Below are 24,533 nucleotides of genomic sequence, written 5' to 3'. Positions count from 1 at the left end.
CCTGAAACCAGCCCCGCAAGGGACTGAATGGAGAAATTATGGCTAAGAACTATGCGCAGGACGGGAAGACGATCCCTCTGGTAAACGGTGGTGCAACCGATGTTCACAGCGGCGACCCGGTTGTTGTTGGAAAACTTATCGCGGTGGCAATTACCGATATCCCGGCTGGCGATACCGGGGACGGTTTTACTGAGGGGGTTTTCCTCCTGCCAAAAGTTTCCGCAGATGCGGTTACTGCCGGGGTGCAGGTGTATCTGAAGGGCGGCAAAATCACGATCGAAGAAACGGACGCCGTTGCCGCGGGCATCGCCTGGGAAGATGCAGGGGCAAACACCACCGTTGTTGAAGTTAAGATCAATGCCTAACCCCTTTGACCGGATGGCGGCGCGCATGGACGCGGCCACCATAAAAAAGATGGGAAAGACAGCGATCATAAATGGCAGCAGCTATGACGTTGTTCCCGCCGAGCAGCTCGAGGAAATGGGGCCATTGTCGGGAACGGGTACTTCGCTGGTGGTTTTCTCTGAGCTTTACCAGCCACGCCGAAACGACAATGTCGATTACGACGGTAAGAACCTGACCGTTACCCGCTATGACATGTTCAACGGAAAACCCCGCATCCATCTCGAATGAGGGGGCGCTATGTCTGTGAAAGGACTGGAAAGGGCTATTCAGAACCTGAACAGCCTCAGCCGGTTAATCGTTCCTGAGGCAACCGCAAAAGCACTTAACCGGGTGGCCAGCAGAACGATAAGCCAGGGGAGCAAAGCTGTAGCGAAAGAAGCAACAGTTGATGATAACCGGAAAAAGGGGCTTCCGGTTCGTCTGGTCCGCCAGCGTTCCCGTCTGCGCAAGGCCCGTCACGATCGCCCGGTCGCGTCGATAAAAATCAACCGCGGTAATCTTCCTGCGATAAAGCTCGGCACGGCGCGCGTCCGGCTCTCGCGTAAAAAAGGGGCCAGAAACGGAGCGGGCAGCGTCCTAAAAATCGGGCCCTATACCTTTCGTAACGCTTTTATCCAACAGCTTTCGAACGGGCGCTGGCAGGTCATGCGGCGCGTAGGTCAGGCCCGTTATCCGATTGATGTGGTCAAAGTTCCTCTTGAGACACCGCTCACCGTGGCCTTCACCGCTATTTCAAAGCGCCTTATTGAAAGCGATATGCCCAAAGAACTTTCCGCAGCACTGAAAAACCAACTGAGGATCCACCTGAAGCGATGAACAGACACAGCGCAATTCGAGCAGCCATTCTGGCAAAACTGAAAGCCGAGATCACCGACACGGTCACCTGGTTTGACGGGCGCCCTGTTTTTCTTGAAGAGCAGGATCTCCCTGCCGTGGCTGTATACCTTTCTGACGCGGAGTACACCGGCGATTCGCTTGACGAAGATTCGTGGCAGGCGGTTGTTCACATCGAGGTATTTCTTAAAGCCTCCAGCCCCGACAGCGCGCTTGATTCCTGGATGGAAGAGAAAGTGTATCCGGCAATGGCCTTCATCCCGGGTCTGACCGAACTGGTCGAGACGTTCACCCCGCAGGGTTATGACTATCAGCGGGATGATGAAATGGCCACCTGGGGTTCAGTCGATTTCACGTACTTAATCATCTATTCAATTTAAGAGGTACTTATGCCTACTCCAAACCCGCTGGCCCCCGTGAAAGGTGCCGGTACCACCCTCTGGCTTTACACCGGAACGGGCAACGCTTTCGCTAACCCACTCTCGGATATCGACTGGAACCGCCTGGCGAAAATTAAAGAGCTGACGCCGGGCGAAATGACCGCCGAATCGTATGACGACACTTACCTCGACGACGAGGATGCCGACTGGAACGCGACGGCCCAGGGGGCAAAATCTGCTGGCGATACCTCGTTCACCCTCGCCTGGAAGCCGGGCGAAGAAGGGCAAAAAGACCTTGTCGCATGGTTTATTGATGGCTCAGTACGCTATTACAAAATTAAATACCCGAACGGTACCGTCGACGTTTTCCGCGGCTGGTGCAGCAGCCTGGGTAAAGCCATTCCGGCAAAAGAGGTCATTACCCGTACAGCGAAAATCACCAATACCGGCAAGCCGGAACTGGCAGAAGAAAGCGGGACCCCGAATATCCCCGTGACCGGCGTTACGCTCGATAAAGCCACGGCAAGCGTGGTCGTCGGCGCAACCACAACGCTCAATGTGGCGGTTAACCCTGCCAGTGCCTCAGATACCTCGTTCCGCGTGGCAACCTCCGACGGGGCAAAAGCAACGGTCACCGTTAGCGGCAACGCGATCACCGTCACCGGCGTGGCGGCAGGCACCGCTGACGTTATTGTTATGACCAGCGACGGTAATTTAGTTGCGGTCTGCAAAGTTACCGTAACTGCAGCGTAAGGAAGGACGCATGTTTCTGAAAAAAGAGAAGTTCACCTGGCAAACAGAATCCCTGACCATCTTCGAGCTGTCGGCGCTGCAGCGTATTGAGTACATCACGTTTATGGCCGCAGAGGAAAAGGCCGTCAGCGCTGACAGCGACGGCATCAGCGATCAGGAAATGACGGCCAGGCTGATAGGCTCAAATATTCGCTGCGGTGCGCGTTTGATCGCGATGTCTTTGTGGCATAACGATCCGGCTGGCACGGATGTGGAAACGCTTTATCAGCAGGTGCTTAGCGGCTGGCCGCCAGAGGCGATCGGTAAAGCAGAAATGGAAATAAAGCTGCTCTCCGGCATGCTCGTTCCGGTTGAGGATGACAACGTTGCCGATCCGGATGCCTCTGCGGAGGCCGAAAGCGCTGAACCCGTTACGGCGGAAAAGCCCTTGCCAGCGAGCTGAAGTTTGTCCTGAATCTGGCGCGCGAGTTCGGGCGACCCGACTGGCGCGCCATGCTGGCTGGAATGACTTCCAGTGAGCTGGGCGACTGGCACCAGTTCTACCTGGAGCATTATTTTCAGGACGCGCAGCTCGATGCGCATTTCTCAGAGCTGCTTTATTCCATCTCCACTCTTTTCTTCCGCGACCCGGAACTTACCCCCGCACATTTCAGCCTGCTTTCTCCTTCCGGTATCGTCATCAGCGATGACGAGCCGGATGATGATGCGCTGATGGCCGCTGCTGAGGGGATAACAGGAGGTATCCGATATGGCCCAGCAGATTAGCGATCTGGTCATCAACCTTGACGTCGACAGCGCCACGTTTAGTGAGCAGGTTGCCCGCATAAAGGGCCAGCTAACCGGGATGGCTGAGGACTCTGAAAAAGTCCAGACGCGAATGCAGCGCGCTTCCGAGCGGCAGGCGGCTGCGTTTAAAACCGTGGGCGACGCTGGCGCGGCGGCTGCCGCAGATATGAAATCCCGCCAGTCGGCCGCAACGGAAGGGCTGACCAAAGACTGGCAGAACGTTTCCAGGTCCGTTGATGAAACTCACCGCCGCGTGACCGAACTTAATCAGCGCATGCGTGAGAATGACGGGCAGGCCGCAGCGCTTGCCCGTCGACAGGATGAACTGGCGGCATCATTTTTCCGCCAGATTGACGGCGTTCGCCAGCTCAATGGTGAAACACAGTCGCTTGCGAACGTGCAGGCGCGCTTTCGCGCAGCGAGGGCACAGGGCAACATAACCCAGCAGGATTATCTCGCCCTTATTTCCCGCACCACGGCCCGGCAAAAAGAACTGCAGATCGTGGAGGAAAAATCGGCCGTAGCGCGCACGCGATTCCTCAGCCAGCTGAAGCAACAGGTTGCAGAGCAAAAGCTCTCCGGTACCGAGCTGCTGCGCATGAAGGCGGCGCAGGTCGGTGCCAGCGATGCGGCTGAGGTCTATATCCGCAAACTTGAAGCTGCCAAAGTGGCCACGCACGGTCTGGGGCTGCAAAGTGCTGCTGCCCGGCAGGAACTGGGGGTACTTATCGGCGAGGTCATGCGCGGTAACTTCGGTGCGCTGCGCGGCTCCGGGATCACGCTGGCGAACCGGGCAGGATGGATAGACCAGCTGCTGTCGCTGCGCGGCCTGGGGATCGCCGGCTTGGTTGGTGGGATTGCCGCGGCGGTATTCGGGCTGGGTAAGGCCTGGTATGACGGCAGCAAAGAGTCTGAGGAATTTAACAGGCAGCTGATCCTGACCGGGAACTACGCGGGGAAAACGTCAGGGCAGCTTCAGGCGCTGGCCCGCTCGCTGGCCGGTAATGGCATCACGCAGCATGCCGCTGCAGGCGTGCTGGCGCAGGTCGTTGGAAGCGGTGCGTTCAGCGGGAATGACGTCAGCATGGTCAGCAATGTTGCCGCCAGGCTGCAGCAGGCTACCGGGCAGGCCGTCGACGAAACCATAAATCAGTTTAAACGCCTGAAGGATGATCCGGTTAACGCGGTCGCTACGCTCAACGATTCCCTTCACTTTCTGACGGCCACCCAGTATGAACAGATAGCTTCTGCTCAGGCGCTGGGGGATTCGCAGAAAGCTGCCGAGCTGGCCATACGGGCATATTCCGACGCGGTCATTCAGCGCGCCGGGGCGGTCGAGGATAATCTTGGCTCCCTCGAAAAAGCCTGGAACTGGGTGAAGAATGCCGCCTCCGGCGCATGGGATGCGATGCTTGGCATAGGGCGTAATCCTGACTCCGCGATTAAGCGCCAGGACTCTTTTGCTGAATGGCAGGCAGCAGAGAAAGAGTACCGCGCGCTGTCCAGCAATCTTAAAGTTGACCCGGATTATGCCGGTAACAACGTTCTGCAGAAAGCGGATGCGGAAAGGCTGAGAAACGCGCGCCAGCAGGTGGAGCTGAAAAAGCAGGCTTACGATCTTGCCGATCAGCAATATGCCCAGGAAGGGCTGGCAGCCGCGCGGGAAAAAATGCGGACGGACCAGCAGGCTCAGGCAATCCGCAACCAGCAGCAGTTTAACCAGCTGGTGGAGTCCGGCGCGACGGCGGCAGAAAAGCGGGCTTCAGCAGAGAAAAAGCTCAGTCAGCTTATTGAGAAAAACCGCCAGGATGCGAAAGACGGTGTCGCCACGCTGTGGACTGAAAAGGACATTGCCGCTGCCCGCGCCGGGATTGAAAAGCAGTGGAAGGATCCAAAAACGCCGAAAGGCAAAAGCTACTCAACGCCCGCCGGGGATAAAGCCGAGGAAAAGGCGCAGGCCGAACTTCTCACCCTTCAGGCCCAGCTTAAAACGCTTGAGCAGCATACCAGCGTGAACGACGTCATAAGCAAACAGCGTCAGGATCTCTGGCAGACTGAAAATCAGTTCACCGTTCTGCAAGAGGCCGCGGGGCGTCGTCAGCTTACGGCGCAGGAAAAATCCCTGCTGGCGCACAAGGAAGAAACGCTCGAGTACAAGCGGCAGCTGGCCGATCTGGGCGATAAGGTTGCCAGCCAGCAAAAGCTCAACCAGCTGGCCGATCAGGCCGTGAAGTTTGAGCAGCAGCAAAAAGCCGCCAGGGCGGGCCTGCAGGCTCAGTCTGAGGGGGTATCCACCCGGGAAGCCGGGCGACAAACTACGATTCAGCGTCTCAGCGAGAGCTATTCGTACAACCCTCAGGCGCAGCAAAAGGTTCTGGAAGAGCAAAGGGCGACGTTTGAGGCTGAAGATGCGCTGCGCGCGAACTGGCTGGCCGGAGCAAAACAGGGCTGGGCTGAATATCAGGATTCAGCGACAAACGTTTTCAGCTCTGTTCAGCAGATTTCGCAGGCTACGTTCAGCGGGCTGGCGGGCCAGCTTACCAGCCTGACGACAACCGGGAAGGCGAGCTTCAGGGACTTCACCAGCTCGATCCTAAAAATGATAGTGTCCGTTATCAACCAGCTGCTGGTGGCTTACACCATCCAGAGCGCAATGGGCTGGGTTAGCGGCGGGGCGAAAACCTCCTCTGCAGGTCAGTCATTCGCGGTCCCGTCATACCGGCCACAGGGTTTTGACGTGGGCGGTTTTACCGGGCACGGCGGCAAGTACGAGCCAGCCGGTATCGTTCACCGCGGGGAATTCGTCTTCACCAAAGAATCAACCAGCCGCATCGGCGTGGCTAATCTCTATCGCCTGATGCGCGGGTATGCCTCGGGTGGTCTGGTCGGCGGCGATAGCGCAGCCGGTGCTGGCATGGGCGGGATCAGTGTTTATGCCCCAGTCAGCATCAGCCAGCAGGGGAGTGACGGGAGCATAAATCAGGCGAACGCCACGGGGACGGCGAAACAGCTGCAGGCGATTGTTCAGCAGACAATCACCGAGCGACTGAAAAAAGAAATGTCCGCAGGCGGCGTGCTTTATTCGAGGAGGACACCGTGACAGACACGTTTACCTGGCGCACCAGAAAAACAGCGCAGGGAACTGAAACAGCCCGAACGCTGCAGGCCCAGTTCGGGGATGGCTACAAACAGATAGCAGGGATGGGGATCAACGACAAACAGGAAACGTGGAACCTGGACTGGACGGGCACCAGACAGGAGGCGGCTGCGCTGCGCGCTTTTCTGATGTCTCACGTTACTAAATCGTTCTGGTGGACCACTCCATGGGGTGAAAAAAAGCTGTTCAGAATGAAGGCCGATTCGTTCAGCGTTTCTTTCCCTACCGGGAAAAAAGCCACTGTGGCCTTCACTTTTGAACAGGCGTTCGCGCCCTGATTTTCTCGACAAACACTGAAAGCTGCCTCCGGGCGGCTTTTTTTATGGGGGGAGTATGAGTTTTACGGCAGACATCCAACAGCTTGAGCCCGGCAGCGTTATTCAGCTGATTGAGATCGACGGCACTGAATTCGGAATGGATCAGGTGCTGCGTTTTCATGCGCACAATATTCAGGAAGAGGGGTGGGCAGCCTTCGCCGCAGAAAATCTGCCCGCCATTATCTGGCAGGGAAACCAGTACGATCCCCATCCCTATGAACTGAAGGGGATGGAGTTATCGAGTACAGGTTCCCAGCCAACGCCCACGCTGTCCGTCGGGAACGTCGGAAACTATGTCACCGCGCTGTGTCTTGAATATGACGATATGGTCAGGGCTAAGGTCAAAATCCATACCACGCTTTCGAAGTATCTCGATGCTGCCAACTGGAAAAACGGTAATCCGGGTGCCAGCCCGGCCGATGAGCGCGTTCAGCTCTTTTACGTCAATGCTAAAACCGCAGAGACGCGGGTACAGGTTGATTTCGAGCTGTGTTCTCCTTTCGATATTCAGAGCCTGCAGCTGCCGACACGGCAGATTACGCCTGTCTGCACCTGGTGTATGAGGGGCTGGTACCGAAGCGGGACCGGATGCGATTACAACGGCACGAAATACTTTACCAAAGACGGTACACCGACCGATGACCCGTCGAAAGATGTTTGTGGCGGCCGCCGGCAGGATTGTCAGGATCGTCACGGCCCGGACGCGCCGCTGCCGTTCGGCGGTTTTCCGGCCGCCAACCTGCAGGGGAAATAAAGATGCGTGAAAAATTGCTGGATGATATCCGTCAGCACGTCGCTGCTGAATACCCCAAAGAAGCCTGCGGTCTGATTGTTCAGTCAGGCCAGCAGCAAATCTTTATTCCCTGCCGCAACATTGCCGATAAACCTGAGGAGACATTCACGCTCTCCCCGGAAGACCAACTCGCAGCACGCGCGCGCGGTGAGATCATCATGCTCATTCATTCCCATCCGGATGTGGTTCGGCTGGTGCCCTCGGAGCTGGACCGGATCCAGTGCGACTGGTCGGGTATTGAGTGGGGGATCATGTCCTGGCCGGACGGGGATTTTTGTACGATTTCCCCGCGTGAAGACCGGGATTATGCCGGGCGGCAGTGGGTACTGGGTTACGCGGACTGCTGGTCGCTTATCCGTGAATTTTATCTGCGCGAATATGGCATTGGACTCGGGAACTATTCGGTACCTTACGAATGGTGGGAGAGCGGCAAGGAGCGGCTCTACGACGACAACTGGGAGCGTGAGGGATTTGTTGAGATTGCCGCCGGTGCAATGCAGCCCGGTGACATCATCATGATGAGTGTGCAGGCATCGGTGACTAATCACGCCGCGGTATATGTGGGTGACAACATCATTCTCCATCATCTGTTCGGACATCTTTCTTCGCGCACGCCTTATGGAAAATATTATCGCGACAGAACGGTCCGGGTGGTCAGGCATAAGGACAGAATGCATGGTTAAGACGCTTATTCTCGAAGGGAAAATGGCTAAAAAATTCGGTAAACGCGTTCAGTTTGATGTTGCCGATCTGCGCGAAATGCTCAGGGCCATGTGTTCGCAGGTTCCCGGATTCAAAAAATATATGTCGGAAGCTCATATGAAGGGGATCCGTTTCGCCTTTTTTAACGGTGACAACAATATCGGGCTGGAAGAGTTTGATATGACACGCGGTGGAAGCGTGTACCGGATCGTGCCCATTTATGAGGGGGCCAAAAGTTCGGGCGTCCTGCAGATAGTTGTCGGTGCCGTTGCGCTGGTCGCTGCATTCTTTACCGCGGGTGCGAGTATGGCTGCCTGGGGGGCGGCGATGAGTGCAACAGCCATCAGCGCCACGTCAATTTTGACCGGGGTTGGGGTATCAATGATGCTGGGCGGCGTTGTCCAGATGCTCACGCCCCAGCCATCCTTCGGCGCGGGTAAATCCTCCAGCACGGACAACACGCCTAACTACGCCTTCGGGGCGCCGGTTAATACGGTCGCTATGGGGCATCCTGTCCCCCTGGCCTACGGTCTGATCGAGGCAGGGGGAGCGATAGTCAGCGCCGGTATGTACTCGAGCGATCAGCAGTAGGCCAGCGGCCACTAACTTAAAGGTGCTTCGGCACCTTTTTTATGGGTAAAAAAATGCAGCTTCTTAAACAAGAAACCATCATACAGGGTGCGAAAGGTGGCGGTGGGAGCGCCCATACTCCGGTTGAGCAACCTGACGATCTGCTGTCGGTCGCAAAATTAAAAATGCTCATTGCCGTTTCTGAGGGGGAAATACAGGGCGACCTGACCGCTCAGAATATTTTTCTCAACGATACGCCGCTGGCAAACGACAGCGGGGAATACAACTTCAGCGGCGTGAAATGGGAGTTCCGGAAGGGCACACAGGACCAGACCTATATTGCCGGGATGCCCCAGGTCGATAACGAGCTGGCGGTGGGCACAACTGTCACCACCAACGCGCCATGGACACGCCAGTTTACCAATCTTTTCCTGGATGCCATCCGCATCAAGCTCAGCCTTCCGGTCCAGTATCTCTATAAAGATAACGGCGATATGGTGGGCACGGCCACCGAGTATGCGATCGATTTATCAACGGATGGCGGCGCCTGGAAAACGGTTGTAAACGGCAAGTTTGACGGAAAGACCACGACGGAATATCAGCGTGACCACCGTATCGATCTGCCAAAATCCACGTCCGGCTGGTCTGTCAGGGTCAGGCGTATTACGGCTGATGCCAGCGGATCCAATTCGAAACTGGTTAACGCCTTCAAGGTGTTTTCGTATGCGGAAGTCATCGACAGCAAGCTTCGTTATCCTCTGACCGCGCTACTGTATGTCGAAGTGGACAGCAGCCAGTTCAACGGCAGCGCGCCGAAGGTGACCTGTAAGATAAAGGGCAAGCTGATAAAGGTTCCGGATAATTACGATCCGATAACCCGAACCTATTCTGGCTCATGGTCCGGCGGTTTCAAAATGGCCTGGTCCAATAACCCCGCCTGGATCTTTTACGATCTGGTTCTGGATGAAATTTACGGCATGGGCACGCGCGTGGATGCGTCCATGGTGGATAAGTGGGCGCTGTATTCAATCGCCCAGTACTGTGACGAAATGGTTTCCGACGGGGCCGGTGGCACCGAACCGCGTTTCACCTGCAACGTTTTCATTCAGAGCCAGGAGGATGCCTGGCAGGTACTTAACGATCTCGCCGCGGTATTTCGTGGAATAACGTTCTGGGGCAACGATCAGATTTATGTCCAGGCAGACGTCCCGCAGGACGATGTTGACTGGGTTTATAACGTTTCAAACGTTATCGATGGGCTGTTTACTTATGCGGGTGGCTCATACAAAAATCGCTACAGCTCCTGCCTGGTGTCCTGGTCCGATCCGCAGAACCATTACAGCGATACCGTTGAGGGGGTCTATGATTCGGCGCTTGTAGAACGTTACGACGTCCGGCAGACGTCCCTGACCGCAATCGGCTGTACCTCGCAAAGTGAAGCGCACCGACGCGGTCGCTGGGTATTGCTCTCCAATGCCAAAGACGGGACCGTATCGTTTGGCGTGGGGCTGGACGGTTATATCCCTTTGCCAGCTGAAATTATCGGTGTCGCCGATCCTTTCCGTTCCGGTAAGGAGAATGGGGGCCGCATAAGCGCGGTCAACGGCCGCCAGATTACCCTTGATCGAGAAATAGACTACGCGGCGAAAGACCGGCTGGTGGTTAACCTTCCCGACGGAAAAGCCCAGACGCGGACAATCAGCGCGGTGAGCGCCGATAAAAAAACGGTGACGGTGGCTACGGCATTCAGTCAGGTTCCTGTGGCGGGCGCTGTCTGGGCAATAGACAGTGATAACCTCGCAATACAGTACTTCAGGGTCACCTCAATCGCGGCTAACGACGACAGCACAGGCGGTTTCACTATTACGGCCGTTCAGCACGATCCAAACAAATATCGTTACATCGATGACGGCGTTCGGGTCGAGTCGCCCCCGATCACCGTCACGCCGATAAGCGTCCTGCCTGCTCCGAAGAATATCGTGGTGACTGAGAGCGATCATGTGTCTCAGGGGCTGACGGTAGCAAGCCTGGACGTGTCATGGGATAAGGTAGAGGGCGCAATCCGGTATGTAGCCCAGTGGCGTAAGGACAACGGGGACTGGATAAACGTTCCGGTTACCAGCGCGCAGGGTTTCTCGGTTCAGGGCATTTATTCGGGCGGCTATGACGTGCGCGTCCGGGCGCTGAATGCGCAGGATACGTCGTCACCATGGGGATACGGTGAAACAACTTATCTCTCCGGTAAAACGGGAAAACCGGGTACTCCGCTCAACTTCCTGGCGACCGAAGATGTGGTCTGGCATATCGACCTGACCTGGAAATTTCCGGATGGCTCAGGCGACACGGCCTATACGGAGATTCAGCGCGCCACAACTGCCGACTACGCCAATCCTGAACTGCTGGTCCTGGTGCCGTACCCGGCGGCAGATTATCAGCATGGCCCCATGCCTGCCGGCGTTCGCCAGTGGTACCGCGCGCGCCTGATTGACCGTATCGGTAATGCCGGGGACTGGACCGACTGGATCATGGGCACGTCCTCGATAGACGTTAGTGAAATAACGAATGACATTCTGGAGGACATGAAAGATTCCGACACGTTCAAAGACCTTCTCGAGAACGCGGTGGACAGCAACGAAAAAATTGCTGGCATGGCTGACGAAATCAAAAACCATGCCGACGTACTCGAGCAGCAGGCGAAAGACATCCAGGAGAACGCTGACGGGGTGGCGCAGGCCGAAGTGAAGATAGACGAGATTTCTGTGTCTATGGACGACATGACGGGAGGCGTGAAGAACTCGGCAATCGCGATTATCCAGAATGGGCTGGCGCAGGTTGTCAGTCGTCGTTCCCAGACAGCAACCAACGCTGGGAATAGCGCCAGTATAGACCGTGTTGATACTACCATTGCCGATGCCAGCCAGGCGGTAGCACGCGCACTGGTCACGCTGGATGCAGAAGCTGGTGGCAATATTTCTAACTCAACAGACCTGACAGAAACACTTGCTGATTTCACACAGGCATCGGCGACAAAAATTAACACCCTGACTGTTAAATCTGGCGAAAACAGTGCCGCGATAAACGTCAACGCACAGGCTATCGCAGATGTAAACGGTAACCTAAGTGCGATGTACAACATCAAGGTTGGTGTCTCCAGCAATGGGCAGTATTACGCCGCGGGGATGGGGATCGGTGTTGAGAATACGCCATCCGGCATGCAGTCGCAGGTTATCTTCCTGGCTGATCGCTTCGCCGTCACCACGGCAGCCGGAAATAGCGTGGCTTTGCCGTTCGTGATCCAGAACGGGCAGACATTCATCCGGGCCAGCTTCATCCAGGACGGCACCATTGAGAACGCCAAAATCGGCAACTATATCCAGTCGAATAACTATGTGGCTGGATCTGCTGGCTGGAAGCTTGATAAAGAGGGAACGTTCGAAATCAACGGCGTGGCCGGGGGCGGGAGGATGCTGATATCGAGCACTCTCATTCGTATCTATGACAGCAACAACGTGCTGCGCGTCAGAATGGGGTTATGGTAATGCCACAGGGTTTGCAGTGCTGGGACAGTGCAGGTCGGGTTGCAGTGGATTTAAGCGATTACGCGATCCGTTACATGGGCAGCGCAACGGTTTCGCTTGCTTCAGGAGAGACGTCAAAAAATGTCGCCTTTTCTGGCGCAACGCAGGACGGGACGTTTGTCACCATCGTTTCCACTGGCGCGACTGTAAACGAGTATTTTTGCCGCGCTTATAACGGCGGCTTTACTCTCTACTATCTCCCCACGGGTGGAAGTGCCGCAATCACTCTCAATGTAGAGGTTTATAACTTTCAATGAGCGGATTCGAAGTTTACAACAGCGACGGAAAACTGCTGGTGGATTCACAAAACAGATCGACCCTGTTTTATGATCAGCGCACGCTGGGCGCCGTCACCGATAAAGGCGCCTACCGCGTTAACAGCCCGTTTGGTGATGGTAGTACTCTCGGCTTTACGCAGCAGTCATTCTGGAATGACGGCCGTTTAAGGTGGCTGCAGCTTGGCACGAACAAATACGGGTTTCCTGGTGCTGATATGCTTGAAGATAATGCTGGTAGCATGATCCGAACTGCGCGAAATATTGGCTTGCAGAGTGGTTATCTCGATGTGTTTGACAGTGCTGGCAGCCTTATCTGGAGCGCAGCATCAGCCTCTAAGATGCCGAGAGTCGTTGGGTTCTTTGACGTACCAGCGAACTATGACCTGCAGAACAATACCTTTTCAGTCAGTTTAAACTTCAACCCCTGGATTCTGGTAAACAACTGCCCGGGAAACCTCAGCGATGATGGTACGGTTGTCGGGTATTCAGGTGTGGTGATCAAATGGACTGGCTCTCAGCTGCAGGGCAGATACATTTCAAATAACCAGCGCAGCTGGAGCCAGACGTTTCAGGGGCGGGGCCTAAGAATCCCCATCGCTCAGTTTGTTGGCATTTGATACGGGAGGAACGCGCGGGTAATGAGTCGCGATCATATCTTGTTTTACGCCTTTTGCTGAATTGAAGCGATAAACCACATCCAGCTTATCCGTTTTTTTATAACAAATATTATTTAATCGTTTATTAATATGTCGGCTGAATATCCCGTTGCTGCTGTCTGAAATAACTTCCACCTCTCTGGTGGCGCAGTCAATATTAACGTGAATATCACCACCCAGCGATAAACGAGCGGCATCAATGGGATAGTCCATCTGGAATGCGTTATCTGTGTGTTTGTTCGTACATCCAGCCAACAGCAAAAGTGCTGCAGCAAATAAAAATTTCATTTCAACATTCCTGTTTATGCGGGAACCTCCATTTTATTTGAGTTTAAAAAATAGTCAGATTGATATGGGCGATCAATTTTTCACGATTGATCGTTTTTAACGATCGTTATTATCGTGAGGTAGTTCATGCTTTATAACACCGGCACCATCGCTATTAACGGAAATACTGCAACCGGCACCAGCACAAACTGGACGGCACCCGCCAGCCAGGTTCGCGCTGGCCAAACGATTATCGTGATGTCTAACCCGGTGCAGTTGTTCCAGATCTCATCCGTGAACAGCGCCACGTCAATGACGGTTACGCCTGCTGCTTCCCCTGCGCTGAGCGGCCAGAAGTATGGAATTCTTGTATCTGACATTATCTCGGTTGATGGGCTGGCGCAGGCGATGTCGCAGCTCATCAAAGAGTATGACGAGAATATTGGCGCATGGGAGACGTTCGCCACTACCTCAGCAAACCAGAGCATCACCGTCACGATCAATGGCACCAGTTTATCAATCCCGGCAATTGGGAAATTACTGCAGAAGGGGAGCAACGGAGCTTTGCCGGTTAACCAGGGCGGTACTGGCGCAACGGAGGTGGAAGACGCTCGCACAAAACTCGGTTTGGGAAGTAGCGCCACGAGGAACGCCTACAGTACCTCCGGAGATATGCTTTCCGTTGGTGATTTTGGTGTGGGGGCTGTATTTCCTAGCGGAGCAAGTATCCGCTTACAAGATGGCAGTACCCCATCAGGATTTTATGGTTCTGCAGGGGATGGGTACTCTGAAATTGGTGTTTCAGCGGATCTGACAACTTTGACCATTAACAGGGGGAACAGGCCAACCCGTATTCACCAGTCGTATTCACTCAGGAGAACCTGGTTCTCATATTACAGTGGCTCGTCCTGGTCATATCATGAGGCTTACACCACGGGCAATACCACCAGAGCCAGCGATGGCACGCTCAAAGCAGCATCGCCTGTGGTTAAAGTGTTTTCGGATGGATCATACCAGACTAATGATGAATCAGATGGCTGCACTGTAACCCGTCTGGCTACAGGAAAATATCTTGTTGAAGGGTGTGAGGGGCTGAATTCTGATGCCGCCTGGGGTGGCATTGATGGCGGTTTTGATATCCCCACCGACCGCAACAAGCAGCCGCTTATCTGGCTGGATTATGAGGTTAACGCGGATGGTTCTATCCTGGTGAAAACCTATCATCGAACACATCCCGGCGCGCCTGCATTCGCCAGGAACGAAATACAGGGTATTAGCGAGGGGGAGCCGGTCGATATTCCCCGCGACCAGTTTTTGTCCGTCCGTGTCGAAATGCCTGTCGACTCTCTGTACAACCAAAGAATGACCGCGGCGGAGTTGGCCATGACTGCAGATGAAGGTGAATAAGGGACCGAAAAAATACTGGTTTAAATCTGTTCAGGAATGGTTACGAGTAAAAAATTTACAAAACTCATAATTCGAAACGAGAGAGAAACTTAGAAACGAAACGGCGAAGCTTTAAGCAGTGACGGTTGGGCCTGTATCTTGCGGACACTTACAAATAAAACTACTGTATATAAAAACAGCATTCGAGGTATGTGCAATGGAATTCATCAGGCCAACAGAACTGCGAGAAATTATCGCTCTCCCGCTTTTCAGAGACTTAGTTCAGTGTGGTTTCCCGAGCCCCGCTGCTGATTACGTTGAACAGCGCATCGATCTCAATGAGTTACTTGTTGCTCACCCGAGCTCGACATATTTCGTTAAAGCTGCAGGCGACTCAATGATTGAGGCCGGGATCAGTGACGGCGATCTGCTGGTGGTGGATAGTTCGCGCACGGCTGAGCACGGTGACATTGTCATCGCCGCAGTAGAAGGGGAATTCACTGTTAAACGCCTGCAGCTTCGACCGACTGTGCAGCTCAATCCTATGAATAGCGCCTATAGTCCGATTGTTGTTGGCAGTGAAGACACGCTGGACGTGTTTGGCGTTGTTACTTTCATCGTAAAATCGGCGAGCTGAATATGTATGCGCTCTGTGATGTGAATTCTTTCTACGCATCATGCGAGACCGTATTCAGGCCTGACCTGAGAGGGCGCCCGGTTGTCGTTCTCTCGAATAACGATGGCTGTGTAATCGCACGCAGCGCCGAGGCCAAGGCCGCTGGAATTACAATGGGAGAGCCTTTCTTCAAGCAAAAGGACTTATTTCGGCGCGCTGGGGTTGTTTGCTTAAGCAGCAACTATGAGCTCTATGCTGACATGTCTAATCGGGTAATGACGACGCTTGAGGAAATGAGCCCCCGCGTTGAAATTTACAGTATCGATGAAGCTTTTTGCGACCTGACAGGTGTTCGCAACTGCCGGAACCTGACGGAGTTCGGCAAAGAGATCCGCGCTACGGTTCTGAAGCGGACGCATCTGACGGTCGGGGTAGGCATTGCCCAGACGAAGACACTGGCGAAGCTGGCGAACCACGCCGCGAAGAAATGGCAGCGGCAAACGGGCGGGGTAGTGGACCTGTCCAATATCGATCGCCAGCGAAGACTCCTTGCCCTGGTACCTGTAGAGGATGTATGGGGCGTCGGTAGGCGCATCAGCAAGAAGCTGAACGCCATGGGCATCAAAACGGCTCTGGACCTCTCTGAGCAGAGTATGTGGATTATTCGAAAGCATTTTAACGTCGTCCTGGAGCGAACTGTCCGGGAGCTGCGTGGCGAACCATGTCTGGATCTGGAGGAGTTCGCACCTGCAAAACAGGAGATTGTCTGTTCCCGGTCTTTTGGCGAACGCATTACAGAATACGAGCAGATGCGCCAGGCGATTTGCAGTTATGCGGCCCGAGGTGCAGAAAAGCTACGCGGTGAGCATCAGTATTGCCGTTTTATCTCGGCGTTCGTGAAGACGTCACCTTTTGCCCTGAATGAGCCATATTACGGCAACAGTGCGTCAATGAAGCTTCTCACTCCAACACATGATTCCCGCGACATCATCAACGCCGCGGTAAAGTGCCTGGACAAAATCTGGAAAGACGGACACCGTTACCAGAAGGCCGGAATCATGCTAGGTGACTTCTTCAGCCTGGGCGTGGCACAGCTCAACCTTTTTGACGATAACGCGCCGCGGTCCGGTAGTGAAAGGTTGATGGAGGTGCTCGATCACCTGAACGCGAAAGAGGGTAAAGGAACTCTCTACTTTGCCGGGCAGGGAATACAGCAGCAGTGGCAGATGAAGCGTGAAATGTTATCTCCTCGATATACGACTCGACTAACAGATCTGCCAGTAGTTAGATAATTGCAATCGTTTAGTAGCGATACAAAAATTTTAAGTCCTGGCAAAGAATAAAAAATTATACTAGCCTCAAAATGCTTGAATCTAAGCAATGCTATGGTACACAACCTTTCTGAACCTTCAGTACCCCGCCTTGTAATGGCGGGTTTTTTTCATCGTATACTTAAACTGCCAAAAATTGCATGTTTAGCCCGGAAGATAATTATGTATGATTGAGACTGAAGGCATAATGCTTATTTTTTTTGACTAGATTTCGTAAATCTAATAGTTTAAATATGTGGTGAATCCCCCTAAGCGGAGGGGCGAACAGTCAGATTTTGCAGTATGCTCGCGTTTCTTGAGACTGGAAGAGAAACACCGGGAGGCACCCGGCACCACATTCTATTTTATCAATGATTATTTGTGCCTTCTTTATGGTTTTGTGATCATTATGTTACTGCAAGCTCAATGTAAACTAAAAAAGGGGGACATCGCCCCCAAATGAAGAACAATATAGTTATAATGACTGCTGGACTATTTTCTTTATTTTTGAGGGGGGGTAAAAGTTAATAATTCTTGACTAATCGTTATTGGTTAGGTGATGTCGATCAATAGGAATAATTAGGGGAATATCATTCTAAAATACCAATATCAATGATATTAATGTCTTGCGAATTCTTACGTTGGGAGTGGTGAAGTGGGGGCGCGCTTTAGCTATGATGAATAAACTAAAAAAGTTAATATTTTCTCAGGTGTTTATATTGGCTTTATTGTATTCAGTAGAAAATATGTTCTGGCTTCCCTGTGTTTTGGGTGGTTATGTCATTGCTGTTGTAATTTATAAGGAATGCTCAATATATGTAACGTGACGTGGTGTATAATGTCAATGGAGATTTATGGATTTGAGCATAAAATCATTTTATTTCTTTTTTCGTTCGATTATATTGCATTTATTGCCTCGATTAACTCCGGCCTCTGATTTTTAACATTACCCACAGCGCGCGATACCGCGTGCCAGATAAACTTGTCTGCTTGCACTGCACCGTCAGCTGCAATCTCTTCAGCTTCTTTCCCGCCTATATCCTGACGCATCCATTCCCTGGCGGCTTCTGGTGACAGAACAAGCGGCCAGCGGTCGTGGATGTCGACCATACCTTTATCAGCTTCAGACGTCACTATTAGAAAACCTTCTGCTTCATCTCCACGCTCGAACGGCGTGCTGCCGATCGCTGCCATAAAAATGGGCTGACCGTCAGCGCGGTGAATAAAGTAGGGCTGTTTCTTGTCGCCTTCCTTCTTCCATTCGAACCACCCATCTGCAAAGCAGATCGCCCGGCCATGCTGCCACAAAGATTTAAACATTCGACTCGTGGCCGCAGTTTCGACGCGCGCGTTAATCAGTGGCGGCTTATCCCACCACCCGGGCGCATAGCCCCAGAATACCGGATCGAGGTGTAATTGCTCGTCGCGTTCGCTCAGCAGCAGGACTTTAGTACCTGGCGCCACGTTGTACCGGCCAATAGGTTCCGGGTCATAGGCTATGTCACGATCTGCTTCATCGGCCAGGTAAGCCAGATATTCTTCACGGGTTTGGGCTTGTGCAAAACGTCCACACATAGAAATCTCCAGTCAGTCAGACTGAAAGTATAGGGCAGGGAGAAAAAGTAGCGCGCGCTGGTTAAATCTTACAAACGGATTCGAGGCCATTATGCTGATCAGTAAGAGAGGCATAAAGCGATACGTTGTGAAACTGGAAGGAGCTACGCAAAAGGGTGAATTTTGGGGCAAATTTGGGGGCAAAATTGAGCCGGGGGCATGATTTGGGGCGTTAAAACGACCTATATTGTCCGATAAAGTCCACACAGTGGTTTTTGTAAGTCGCTGAATAATAATTAAGTTACTGATTTCATGGTGAGTGTGATTTCTACCAAACAGTCTAACGCTGATTATGTTGTTGTGGGGATAAACATTGAGTAAACCGGGGAAAAGCATCCCCCTTTTCGGGCGAAAAGGGGGAGAGGGGCGTTACTTCAGCTCGTCGACCATGGTGATGGCGCGGCCAATGTAGTTCGCCGGGGTCATCGCCTTCAGGCGCGTTTTCTCTTCTTCCGGCAGCGCCAGACCGTCGATAAACTGCTTCATACCTTCGGCGTCAACGCGTTTGCCGCGGGTCAGCTCTTTCAGCTTCTCGTACGGTTTTTCGATGCCGTAACGGCGCATCACGGTCTGGATTGGCTCCGCCAGCACTTCCCAGTTGTGATCCAGCTCGTCCAGCAGACGGTCACGGTTTACTTCCAGTTTGCTCACGCCTTTCAGGGTGGACTGATACGCGATCAGCGCGTAGCCAATGCCCACGCCCAGGTTACGCAGTACGGTGGAGTCGGTCAGGTCGCGCTGCCAGCGGGATACCGGCAGTTTGCTCGCCATATGCTGCAGCACGGCGTTCGCCAGGCCCAGGTTGCCTTCGGAGTTTTCGAAGTCGATTGGGTTTACTTTGTGCGGCATGGTGGAAGAGCCGATTTCACCGGCGATGGTTTTCTGCTTGAAGTGGTTCAGGGCGATGTAGCCCCACACGTCACGATCGAAGTCGATCAGGATGGTGTTGAAGCGCGCGATGCAGTCAAACAGCTCGGCGATATAGTCGTGCGGCTCAATCTGCGTGGTGTACGGGTTCCACTGAATGCCCAGAGAGGTCACGAACTCTTCGCTGAACTGGTGCCAGTCCACTTCCGGATAAGCGGCGATGTGGGCGTTATAGTTACCGACCGCGCCGTTGATTTTGCCGAGGATCTCAACCTGCTCAAGCTGACGGTACTGGCGCTCCATACGGTACGCGACGTTCGCCATCTCTTTACCCATCGTGGATGGGGTGGCTGGCTGGCCGTGGGTACGGGAGAGCAGCGGAAGGTCGCGGTATTCCACGGACAGCGCTTTTACCGCGTCGATGATTTTACGCCAGTAGGGCAGCACCACCTCTTTGCGCGCGGTGGAGAGCATCAGCGCATGTGACAGGTTGTTAATGTCTTCAGAGGTACAGGCGAAGTGAATGAACTCAGACACGGCATGCAGCGCAGGGACGCTTTCCACTCTCTCTTTCAGAAAATACTCAACCGCTTTCACGTCGTGGTTGGTGGTGCGTTCAATGGTCTTAATGCGCGCGGCGTCTTGTTCGCTAAACTCAGCAACGATTTTATCAAGGTAATCGTTTGCCTTTTCGTCAAAAGCAGGAACTTCCTTGATTGCTGCCTGGGCGGCCAGCTTTTGCAGCCAGCGTACTTCAACCTGAACACGGAACTTCAGCAAACCATATTCGCTGAAGATCCCGCGCAGCGCGCTGACTTTATCGCCGTAGCGTCCATCTACAGGGGATACGGCGGTCAGTGAGGATAATTCCATAATTCGCAACTCCGGGAGGTTAACAATGAGCAAGAATTTGTTTTGCCTGAGTGGTCAGGCGATTACGAGAAAACATTAACTGCAGGCGGCCACCGCCAACCTGGTGCCACAGCACGGCGGCGCGGATCCCTGCCAGCAGGGACGCGCGCACTTTTGCCTGTACCTGCGGACTTTGCAGCACGGCAGGGGATCCGGTGACCTGAATACGCGGGCCCAGCGGGCTGATGACGTCGACATAAATGCCGGCCATGGCGCTGAGCAGCGTTTCGGACTGCAGGTCAAAATGGTCGAGCTGACGCTGTAACCCGGCAATACGATCGCCCAGAGTATTGAGCGCGCCTTTTGCTGCGCTCAGCTTACGCTCCAGCACCATCAGGCTCAACGTGTAGCGGGTCAGCTCCGCGTTTAATCCCTGACGGCTGCTGGCGTTAAGCACGCCAAGCAGGGTTTCAAGACCGAGGCGAAGATTGGTTTCACTGCCACCGAACACGCCCAGGGTCGAGCCGGGGTTGAGATCGATAACGCTGTTCAGTGAAACGTGCAGGGCATCAGCGTCGCAATGACCCTGATGCGCCAGCTGTTGCACCAGACGGGCTGACTGGCAAATTCCCGCCAGCGCCAGGGTGATGTCATAGTAGTTCTTCGCCACACGGTCTCCTTTATGTGTGCAATCGTATTAAACAGCAGGCAGCGGCAGGCGCTGTTCAATGATCCCGCCGCCCAGGCAGATCTCACCGCTGTAGAAGACAGCGGACTGACCCGGAGTGACGGCGGCGACCGGCTCGTCGAAACGCACGTCAATGCGATCGTCATCAAGCGCGGTAATAGTGCAAGGAATATCGGTTTGACGGTAGCGGGTTTTCACCGTGCAGCGCAGCGTGCCTTTCAGCGGCTCACGATCGACCCAGTGCAGCTGCTGCGCGATAAGGCCAACGGACATCAGACGCGGATGATCGTGACCCTGGGCAACAACCAGAATATTGTTTTCGACGTCTTTGTCGACGACGTACCATGGATCTTCACTACCTTCTTTGGTCCCGCCGATACCCAGCCCTTTACGTTGGCCTAAGGTGTGGTACATCAGCCCCTGATGCTGGCCAATCTCTTCACCGTCGACGGTGACAATTTTACCCGGCTGTGCAGGCAGGTAACGACCCAGAAAATCGCGGAATTTGCGCTCGCCGATGAAGCAGATACCGGTAGAGTCTTTTTTCTTCGCGGTGATCAGGTCCAGCTCTTCGGCGATTTTACGCACCTGCGGCTTTTCCAGCTCGCCGACCGGGAACAGGCTCTGGGCGATTTGCTCGTGGCTCAGCGTATAGAGGAAATAGCTCTGATCTTTGTTGCCGTCCAGACCGCGCAGCAGCTGGCTTTTGCCATTCACGTCTGCACGACGCACGTAGTGACCGGTCGCGATGTAGTCTGCGCCCAGATCTTCCGCGGCGAATTCCAGGAAGGCTTTAAATTTGATCTCTTTGTTGCACAGAATATCCGGGTTTGGCGTGCGGCCGGCTTTGTACTCTTCCAGGAACAGTTCAAAAACGTTGTCCCAGTATTCTGCGGCAAAGTTAACGGTGTGCAGTTCAATGCCGAGCTTATCGCATACGGCCTGCGCGTCGGCGAGATCCGCAGCGGCGGTGCAGTATTCCTCGCCGTCATCTTCCTCCCAGTTCTTCATGAACAGGCCCTCCACCTTATAGCCCTGTTGCTGCAACAGGTAGGCGGAAACGGAGGAATCGACACCGCCGGACATGCCGACGATCACTTTTTTCTGGCTGTTATCTGACATGGAATACTCACGACATTGAACTTCAAGGCGGCGTATTCTATCACGCCCCCCCACCATTGACACCCTCTGTAAACGGCCAGTTAAATGCGCCGATAACATCCAGCGGTAAGCGACCGGCAGACTGCCAGCAGCGAATGCTTTCCGCAACCAGCGGCGAGCGCAGGTTTGGCGCGTTTAGGATCTCGTCGGCAGTGACCCACAGACAGCGGTCGATATCGTCATCCTGCGGCTCTGTGGCGCACGTTTCGCTAAGCTCAACGGCAAATAAAAAGCGCAGAAACGGGGTGTGATCCGGCGCGATCCACTGGTGCATACGGATGAAGTGCTGGGGTTCAGCGTGGATGCCAGTCTCTTCCCACAGCTCGCGTTTCGCTGCCTGCAGCAGGGTCTCATTGGCTTCAAGGTGTCCGGCAGGCTGGTTCCACAGCGCTTTGCCGTTAATGCTCTCTTCGACTACAAGGAATTTACCCCGGGCGTGGACCACGCAGGCAACCGTGACATGAGGTTTAAACATAGGGACTCCTTAAGGGGTAACGTCGCGCCATTCGCCGTTTGCCAGCGTTTCCAGGGTGTAGCTGCCCATGGCGTAGCGAATCAGACGCAGGGTAGGGAAGCCGACGTGCGCGGTCATGCGGCGAACCTGGCGGTTGCGGCCTTCATAAAGGGTAATTTTGAGCCAGCTTGTCGGAATGGATTTGCGTTCGCGAATCGGCGGATTGCGCGGCCACAGCCACTCCGGTTCATTCACGCGTTCAATACCTGCTGGCAGGGTTGGGCCGTCGTTCAACGTCACGCCGCTGCGTAGCGCTGCCAGCGTCGCGTCATCCGGCTCGCCTTCCACCTGTACGAAGTAAATTTTACCGGTGCGTTTTCCGGGCTGCGTGAGCTTCGCCTGTAAAGCGCCGTCGTTGGTTAAGACCAGAAGGCCTTCGCTGTCGCGGTCCAGACGCCCGGCTGCGTAGACGCCCTGAACGGGGATGTAGTCCTTCAGCGTGCTGCGCCCGGCTTCATCGGTAAACTGCGGCAAAACATCGTAGGGTTTATTGAACAAAATGACCCGCTTCGGCTGGGTTTCCTGCGGTCTTCTGGCGGCTTGTCGCGAGCTGAATCGCTCAACCCGGTGTTTTGTAAAAGAAGTTTTCTTCATGGTATTTTCAGGCGTTATCAATTGCCGCATTATAGCCTAATAACGAAGACCTTTCATGGCGCAGGACAATCAGGTACTATCGAAGGGCTCATTACAATTTATTAACATAAGATCAGTAACAACCAGAAGCGCTCGAAGGAGAGGTTAATGGAAAGCAAAGTAGTTGTTCCGGCGGAAGGTAAAAAGATCACCCTGCAAAACGGCAAGATTAACGTTCCTCACAATCCGATTATCCCGTTCATCGAAGGTGACGGTATCGGTGTAGACGTTACCCCGGCGATGCTGAAAGTGGTTGATGCCGCTGTTGAGAAAGCCTACAAAGGCGAGCGTAAAATTTCCTGGATGGAAATTTACACCGGTGAGAAATCTACTCAAGTTTATGGCCAGGACGTCTGGCTGCCAGCAGAAACGCTGGACCTGATCCGCGACTACCGCGTTGCTATTAAAGGCCCACTGACGACGCCAGTTGGCGGCGGTATCCGTTCCCTGAACGTGGCACTGCGTCAGGAGCTGGACCTGTACGTGTGTCTGCGTCCGGTTCGTTACTATCAGGGCACCCCTAGCCCGGTTAAGCACCCGGAACTGACCGATATGGTTATCTTCCGCGAAAACTCAGAAGACATCTACGCGGGTATCGAATGGAAAGCGGACTCTGCTGACGCAGAAAAAGTGATTAAATTCCTGCGCGAAGAGATGGGCGTGAAGAAAATTCGCTTCCCTGAACATTGCGGTATCGGCATCAAGCCGTGCTCTGAAGACGGTACTAAACGTCTGGTGCGTGCAGCCATCGAATATGCAATCACCAACGACCGTGACTCTGTGACCCTGGTTCACAAAGGCAACATCATGAAGTTCACCGAAGGCGCGTTCAAAGACTGGGGCTACCAGTTGGCGACCGAAGAGTTCGGCGGCGAGCTGATCGACGGCGGCCCATGGCAGAAGATCAAGAACCCGAACACCGGCAAAGAGATCGTCATTAAAGATGTGATCGCCGATGCGTTCCTGCAGCAGATCCTGCTGCGTCCTGCTGAATACGACGTAATCGCCTGTATGAACCTGAACGGTGACTACATCTCTGACGCCCTGGCCGCTCAGGTTGGCGGTATCGGTATCGCCCCTGGCGCGAACATCGGTGACGAGTGCGCCCTGTTCGAAGCGACCCACGGCACTGCACCAAAATACGCCGGTCAGGACAAAGTGAACCCAGGCTCTATCATCCTGTCCGCAGAGATGATGCTGCGCCATATGGAGTGGTTCGAAGCCGCAGACCTGATCGTTAAAGGTATGGAAGGCGCGATCAACGCGAAAACCGTAACTTACGATTTCGAACGTCTGATGGAAGGCGCTAAGCTGCTGAAATGTTCAGAGTTTGGCGACGCGATTATCGCGAACATGTAATCCAGAATCTGGGTTAAACAAGAGCGGGGGCCTGAGGGTTCCCGTTTTTTTTGCCTC

The 24,533-nt window shown here is 54.0% G+C and carries 26 protein-coding genes; 19 read left to right on the top strand and 7 right to left on the bottom strand.

What is annotated here, in order from left to right:
• The first annotated feature begins 38 nt into the window (after nt 1-38).
• Genes V4835_RS14550 through V4835_RS14480 form a run of 15 tightly spaced genes read left to right on the top strand, consistent with a single transcriptional unit; the run spans nt 39 to nt 13,170 of the window.
• Complete coding sequence (locus V4835_RS14550) at nt 39-365, top strand: DUF2190 family protein (protein WP_079231968.1); 327 nt, start codon at nt 39-41, stop codon at nt 363-365.
• A 25-nt stretch (nt 366-390) separates the two neighbouring features.
• Entirely contained in the window at nt 391-633 is a 243-nt protein-coding gene (locus V4835_RS14545; RefSeq protein ID WP_331414134.1) for a DNA breaking-rejoining protein, read from the top strand.
• 9 nt (nt 634-642) lie between these two features.
• On the top strand, nt 643-1,221 hold the full coding sequence (locus tag V4835_RS14540) for a phage tail protein (protein WP_032623278.1): 579 nt from the start codon (nt 643-645) through the stop codon (nt 1,219-1,221).
• Nucleotides 1,218-1,619, top strand: a complete 402-nt coding sequence (locus V4835_RS14535) for a phage minor tail U family protein (protein WP_331412574.1) — start codon at nt 1,218-1,220, stop codon at nt 1,617-1,619. Before V4835_RS14540 ends, V4835_RS14535 begins: the two co-directional genes overlap by 4 nt.
• A gap of 9 nt (nt 1,620-1,628) precedes the next feature.
• Nucleotides 1,629-2,372 (top strand): phage tail protein, encoded by a 744-nt coding sequence (locus V4835_RS14530; RefSeq protein WP_331412572.1) that lies wholly within the window; start codon nt 1,629-1,631, stop codon nt 2,370-2,372.
• 10 nt (nt 2,373-2,382) lie between these two features.
• Complete coding sequence (gene gpG / locus V4835_RS14525) at nt 2,383-2,814, top strand: phage tail assembly chaperone G (protein ID WP_032638505.1); 432 nt, start codon at nt 2,383-2,385, stop codon at nt 2,812-2,814.
• Nucleotides 2,815-2,864: 50 nt separating this feature from the next.
• Nucleotides 2,865-3,137: a phage tail assembly protein T gene (locus tag V4835_RS14520; protein WP_237772133.1), complete on the top strand. Its 273-nt coding sequence runs from the start codon at nt 2,865-2,867 to the stop codon at nt 3,135-3,137.
• A complete protein-coding gene (locus V4835_RS14515; RefSeq protein ID WP_079231971.1) occupies nt 3,121-6,258 on the top strand; it encodes a phage tail tape measure protein in 3,138 nt (1,045 codons plus the stop codon). The genes V4835_RS14520 and V4835_RS14515 overlap by 17 nt, the downstream gene beginning before the upstream one ends.
• Nucleotides 6,255-6,593, top strand: a complete 339-nt coding sequence (locus V4835_RS14510) for a phage tail protein (protein ID WP_001704112.1) — start codon at nt 6,255-6,257, stop codon at nt 6,591-6,593. The genes V4835_RS14515 and V4835_RS14510 overlap by 4 nt, the downstream gene beginning before the upstream one ends.
• A 55-nt stretch (nt 6,594-6,648) precedes the next feature.
• Nucleotides 6,649-7,386 carry a phage minor tail protein L gene (locus tag V4835_RS14505; protein WP_016063063.1) on the top strand — a complete coding sequence of 246 codons (738 nt, stop codon included), beginning with the start codon at nt 6,649-6,651 and terminating at the stop codon, nt 7,384-7,386.
• Between the two features lie 2 nt (nt 7,387-7,388).
• Nucleotides 7,389-8,108, top strand: a complete 720-nt coding sequence (locus V4835_RS14500; RefSeq protein ID WP_331412570.1) for a C40 family peptidase — start codon at nt 7,389-7,391, stop codon at nt 8,106-8,108.
• Nucleotides 8,101-8,718, top strand: coding sequence for a tail assembly protein (locus V4835_RS14495; protein ID WP_202075534.1), 618 nt, complete (start codon nt 8,101-8,103; stop codon nt 8,716-8,718). Before V4835_RS14500 ends, V4835_RS14495 begins: the two co-directional genes overlap by 8 nt.
• A gap of 41 nt (nt 8,719-8,759) precedes the next feature.
• Complete coding sequence (locus V4835_RS14490; RefSeq protein WP_331412569.1) at nt 8,760-12,236, top strand: host specificity protein J; 3,477 nt, start codon at nt 8,760-8,762, stop codon at nt 12,234-12,236.
• Nucleotides 12,230-12,532, top strand: coding sequence for a hypothetical protein (locus tag V4835_RS14485; protein WP_064503110.1), 303 nt, complete (start codon nt 12,230-12,232; stop codon nt 12,530-12,532). Before V4835_RS14490 ends, V4835_RS14485 begins: the two co-directional genes overlap by 7 nt.
• Nucleotides 12,529-13,170 carry a hypothetical protein gene (locus V4835_RS14480; RefSeq protein ID WP_331412568.1) on the top strand — a complete coding sequence of 214 codons (642 nt, stop codon included), beginning with the start codon at nt 12,529-12,531 and terminating at the stop codon, nt 13,168-13,170. The genes V4835_RS14485 and V4835_RS14480 overlap by 4 nt, the downstream gene beginning before the upstream one ends.
• Here V4835_RS14480 and V4835_RS14475 read toward each other — a convergent pair.
• The gene (locus tag V4835_RS14475; protein ID WP_331412567.1) at nt 13,135-13,497 is read right to left on the bottom strand and encodes a hypothetical protein; all 363 of its coding nucleotides are present in this window, start codon (nt 13,495-13,497) and stop codon (nt 13,135-13,137) included. The two genes, V4835_RS14480 and V4835_RS14475, sit on opposite strands and share 36 nt — an antisense overlap.
• 126 nt (nt 13,498-13,623) lie before the next feature.
• Here V4835_RS14475 and V4835_RS14470 point away from each other — a divergent pair, with 126 nt between their 5' ends.
• The 3 genes from V4835_RS14470 (at nt 13,624) to V4835_RS14460 (ending at nt 16,770) form a co-directional block, all read left to right on the top strand.
• Nucleotides 13,624-14,883 (top strand): phage tail fiber protein, encoded by a 1,260-nt coding sequence (locus tag V4835_RS14470; protein ID WP_331412566.1) that lies wholly within the window; start codon nt 13,624-13,626, stop codon nt 14,881-14,883.
• A gap of 196 nt (nt 14,884-15,079) precedes the next feature.
• On the top strand, nt 15,080-15,499 hold the full coding sequence (locus V4835_RS14465; protein ID WP_331412565.1) for a translesion error-prone DNA polymerase V autoproteolytic subunit: 420 nt from the start codon (nt 15,080-15,082) through the stop codon (nt 15,497-15,499).
• A 2-nt stretch (nt 15,500-15,501) separates the two neighbouring features.
• Entirely contained in the window at nt 15,502-16,770 is a 1,269-nt protein-coding gene (locus V4835_RS14460) for a Y-family DNA polymerase (RefSeq protein WP_331412564.1), read from the top strand.
• A 915-nt stretch (nt 16,771-17,685) separates the two neighbouring features.
• Here V4835_RS14460 and V4835_RS14455 read toward each other — a convergent pair.
• The 6 genes from V4835_RS14455 to rluE form a co-directional block, all read right to left on the bottom strand.
• On the bottom strand, nt 17,686-18,363 hold the full coding sequence (locus V4835_RS14455) for an SOS response-associated peptidase (protein ID WP_331412563.1): 678 nt from the start codon (nt 18,361-18,363) through the stop codon (nt 17,686-17,688).
• 408 nt (nt 18,364-18,771) lie between these two features.
• A complete protein-coding gene (gene purB, locus V4835_RS14450) occupies nt 18,772-20,142 on the bottom strand; it encodes an adenylosuccinate lyase (protein WP_331412562.1) in 1,371 nt (456 codons plus the stop codon).
• Nucleotides 20,143-20,161: 19 nt separating this feature from the next.
• Nucleotides 20,162-20,791: a high frequency lysogenization protein HflD gene (gene hflD / locus V4835_RS14445; RefSeq protein WP_013097081.1), complete on the bottom strand. Its 630-nt coding sequence runs from the start codon at nt 20,789-20,791 to the stop codon at nt 20,162-20,164.
• A gap of 27 nt (nt 20,792-20,818) precedes the next feature.
• Nucleotides 20,819-21,931 carry a tRNA 2-thiouridine(34) synthase MnmA gene (gene mnmA / locus V4835_RS14440; RefSeq protein ID WP_032657963.1) on the bottom strand — a complete coding sequence of 371 codons (1,113 nt, stop codon included), beginning with the start codon at nt 21,929-21,931 and terminating at the stop codon, nt 20,819-20,821.
• A 40-nt stretch (nt 21,932-21,971) separates the two neighbouring features.
• Entirely contained in the window at nt 21,972-22,445 is a 474-nt protein-coding gene (locus tag V4835_RS14435; protein WP_033145233.1) for an NUDIX hydrolase, read from the bottom strand.
• Nucleotides 22,446-22,454: 9 nt separating this feature from the next.
• The gene (gene rluE, locus V4835_RS14430; protein ID WP_023311239.1) at nt 22,455-23,108 is read right to left on the bottom strand and encodes a 23S rRNA pseudouridine(2457) synthase RluE; all 654 of its coding nucleotides are present in this window, start codon (nt 23,106-23,108) and stop codon (nt 22,455-22,457) included.
• Nucleotides 23,109-23,225: 117 nt separating this feature from the next.
• Here rluE and icd point away from each other — a divergent pair, with 117 nt between their 5' ends.
• Nucleotides 23,226-24,476, top strand: coding sequence for an NADP-dependent isocitrate dehydrogenase (gene icd / locus V4835_RS14425; protein WP_131634330.1), 1,251 nt, complete (start codon nt 23,226-23,228; stop codon nt 24,474-24,476).
• Nucleotides 24,477-24,533 lie beyond the last annotated feature (57 nt).

This window comes from Enterobacter cloacae complex sp. CARB60, from assembly GCF_036487345.1.
Taxonomy (GTDB): domain Bacteria; phylum Pseudomonadota; class Gammaproteobacteria; order Enterobacterales; family Enterobacteriaceae; genus Enterobacter; species Enterobacter asburiae_D.
Note: the sequence above shows the minus strand (reverse complement) of the source record. Positions and strands in the feature narration are given on the sequence as shown.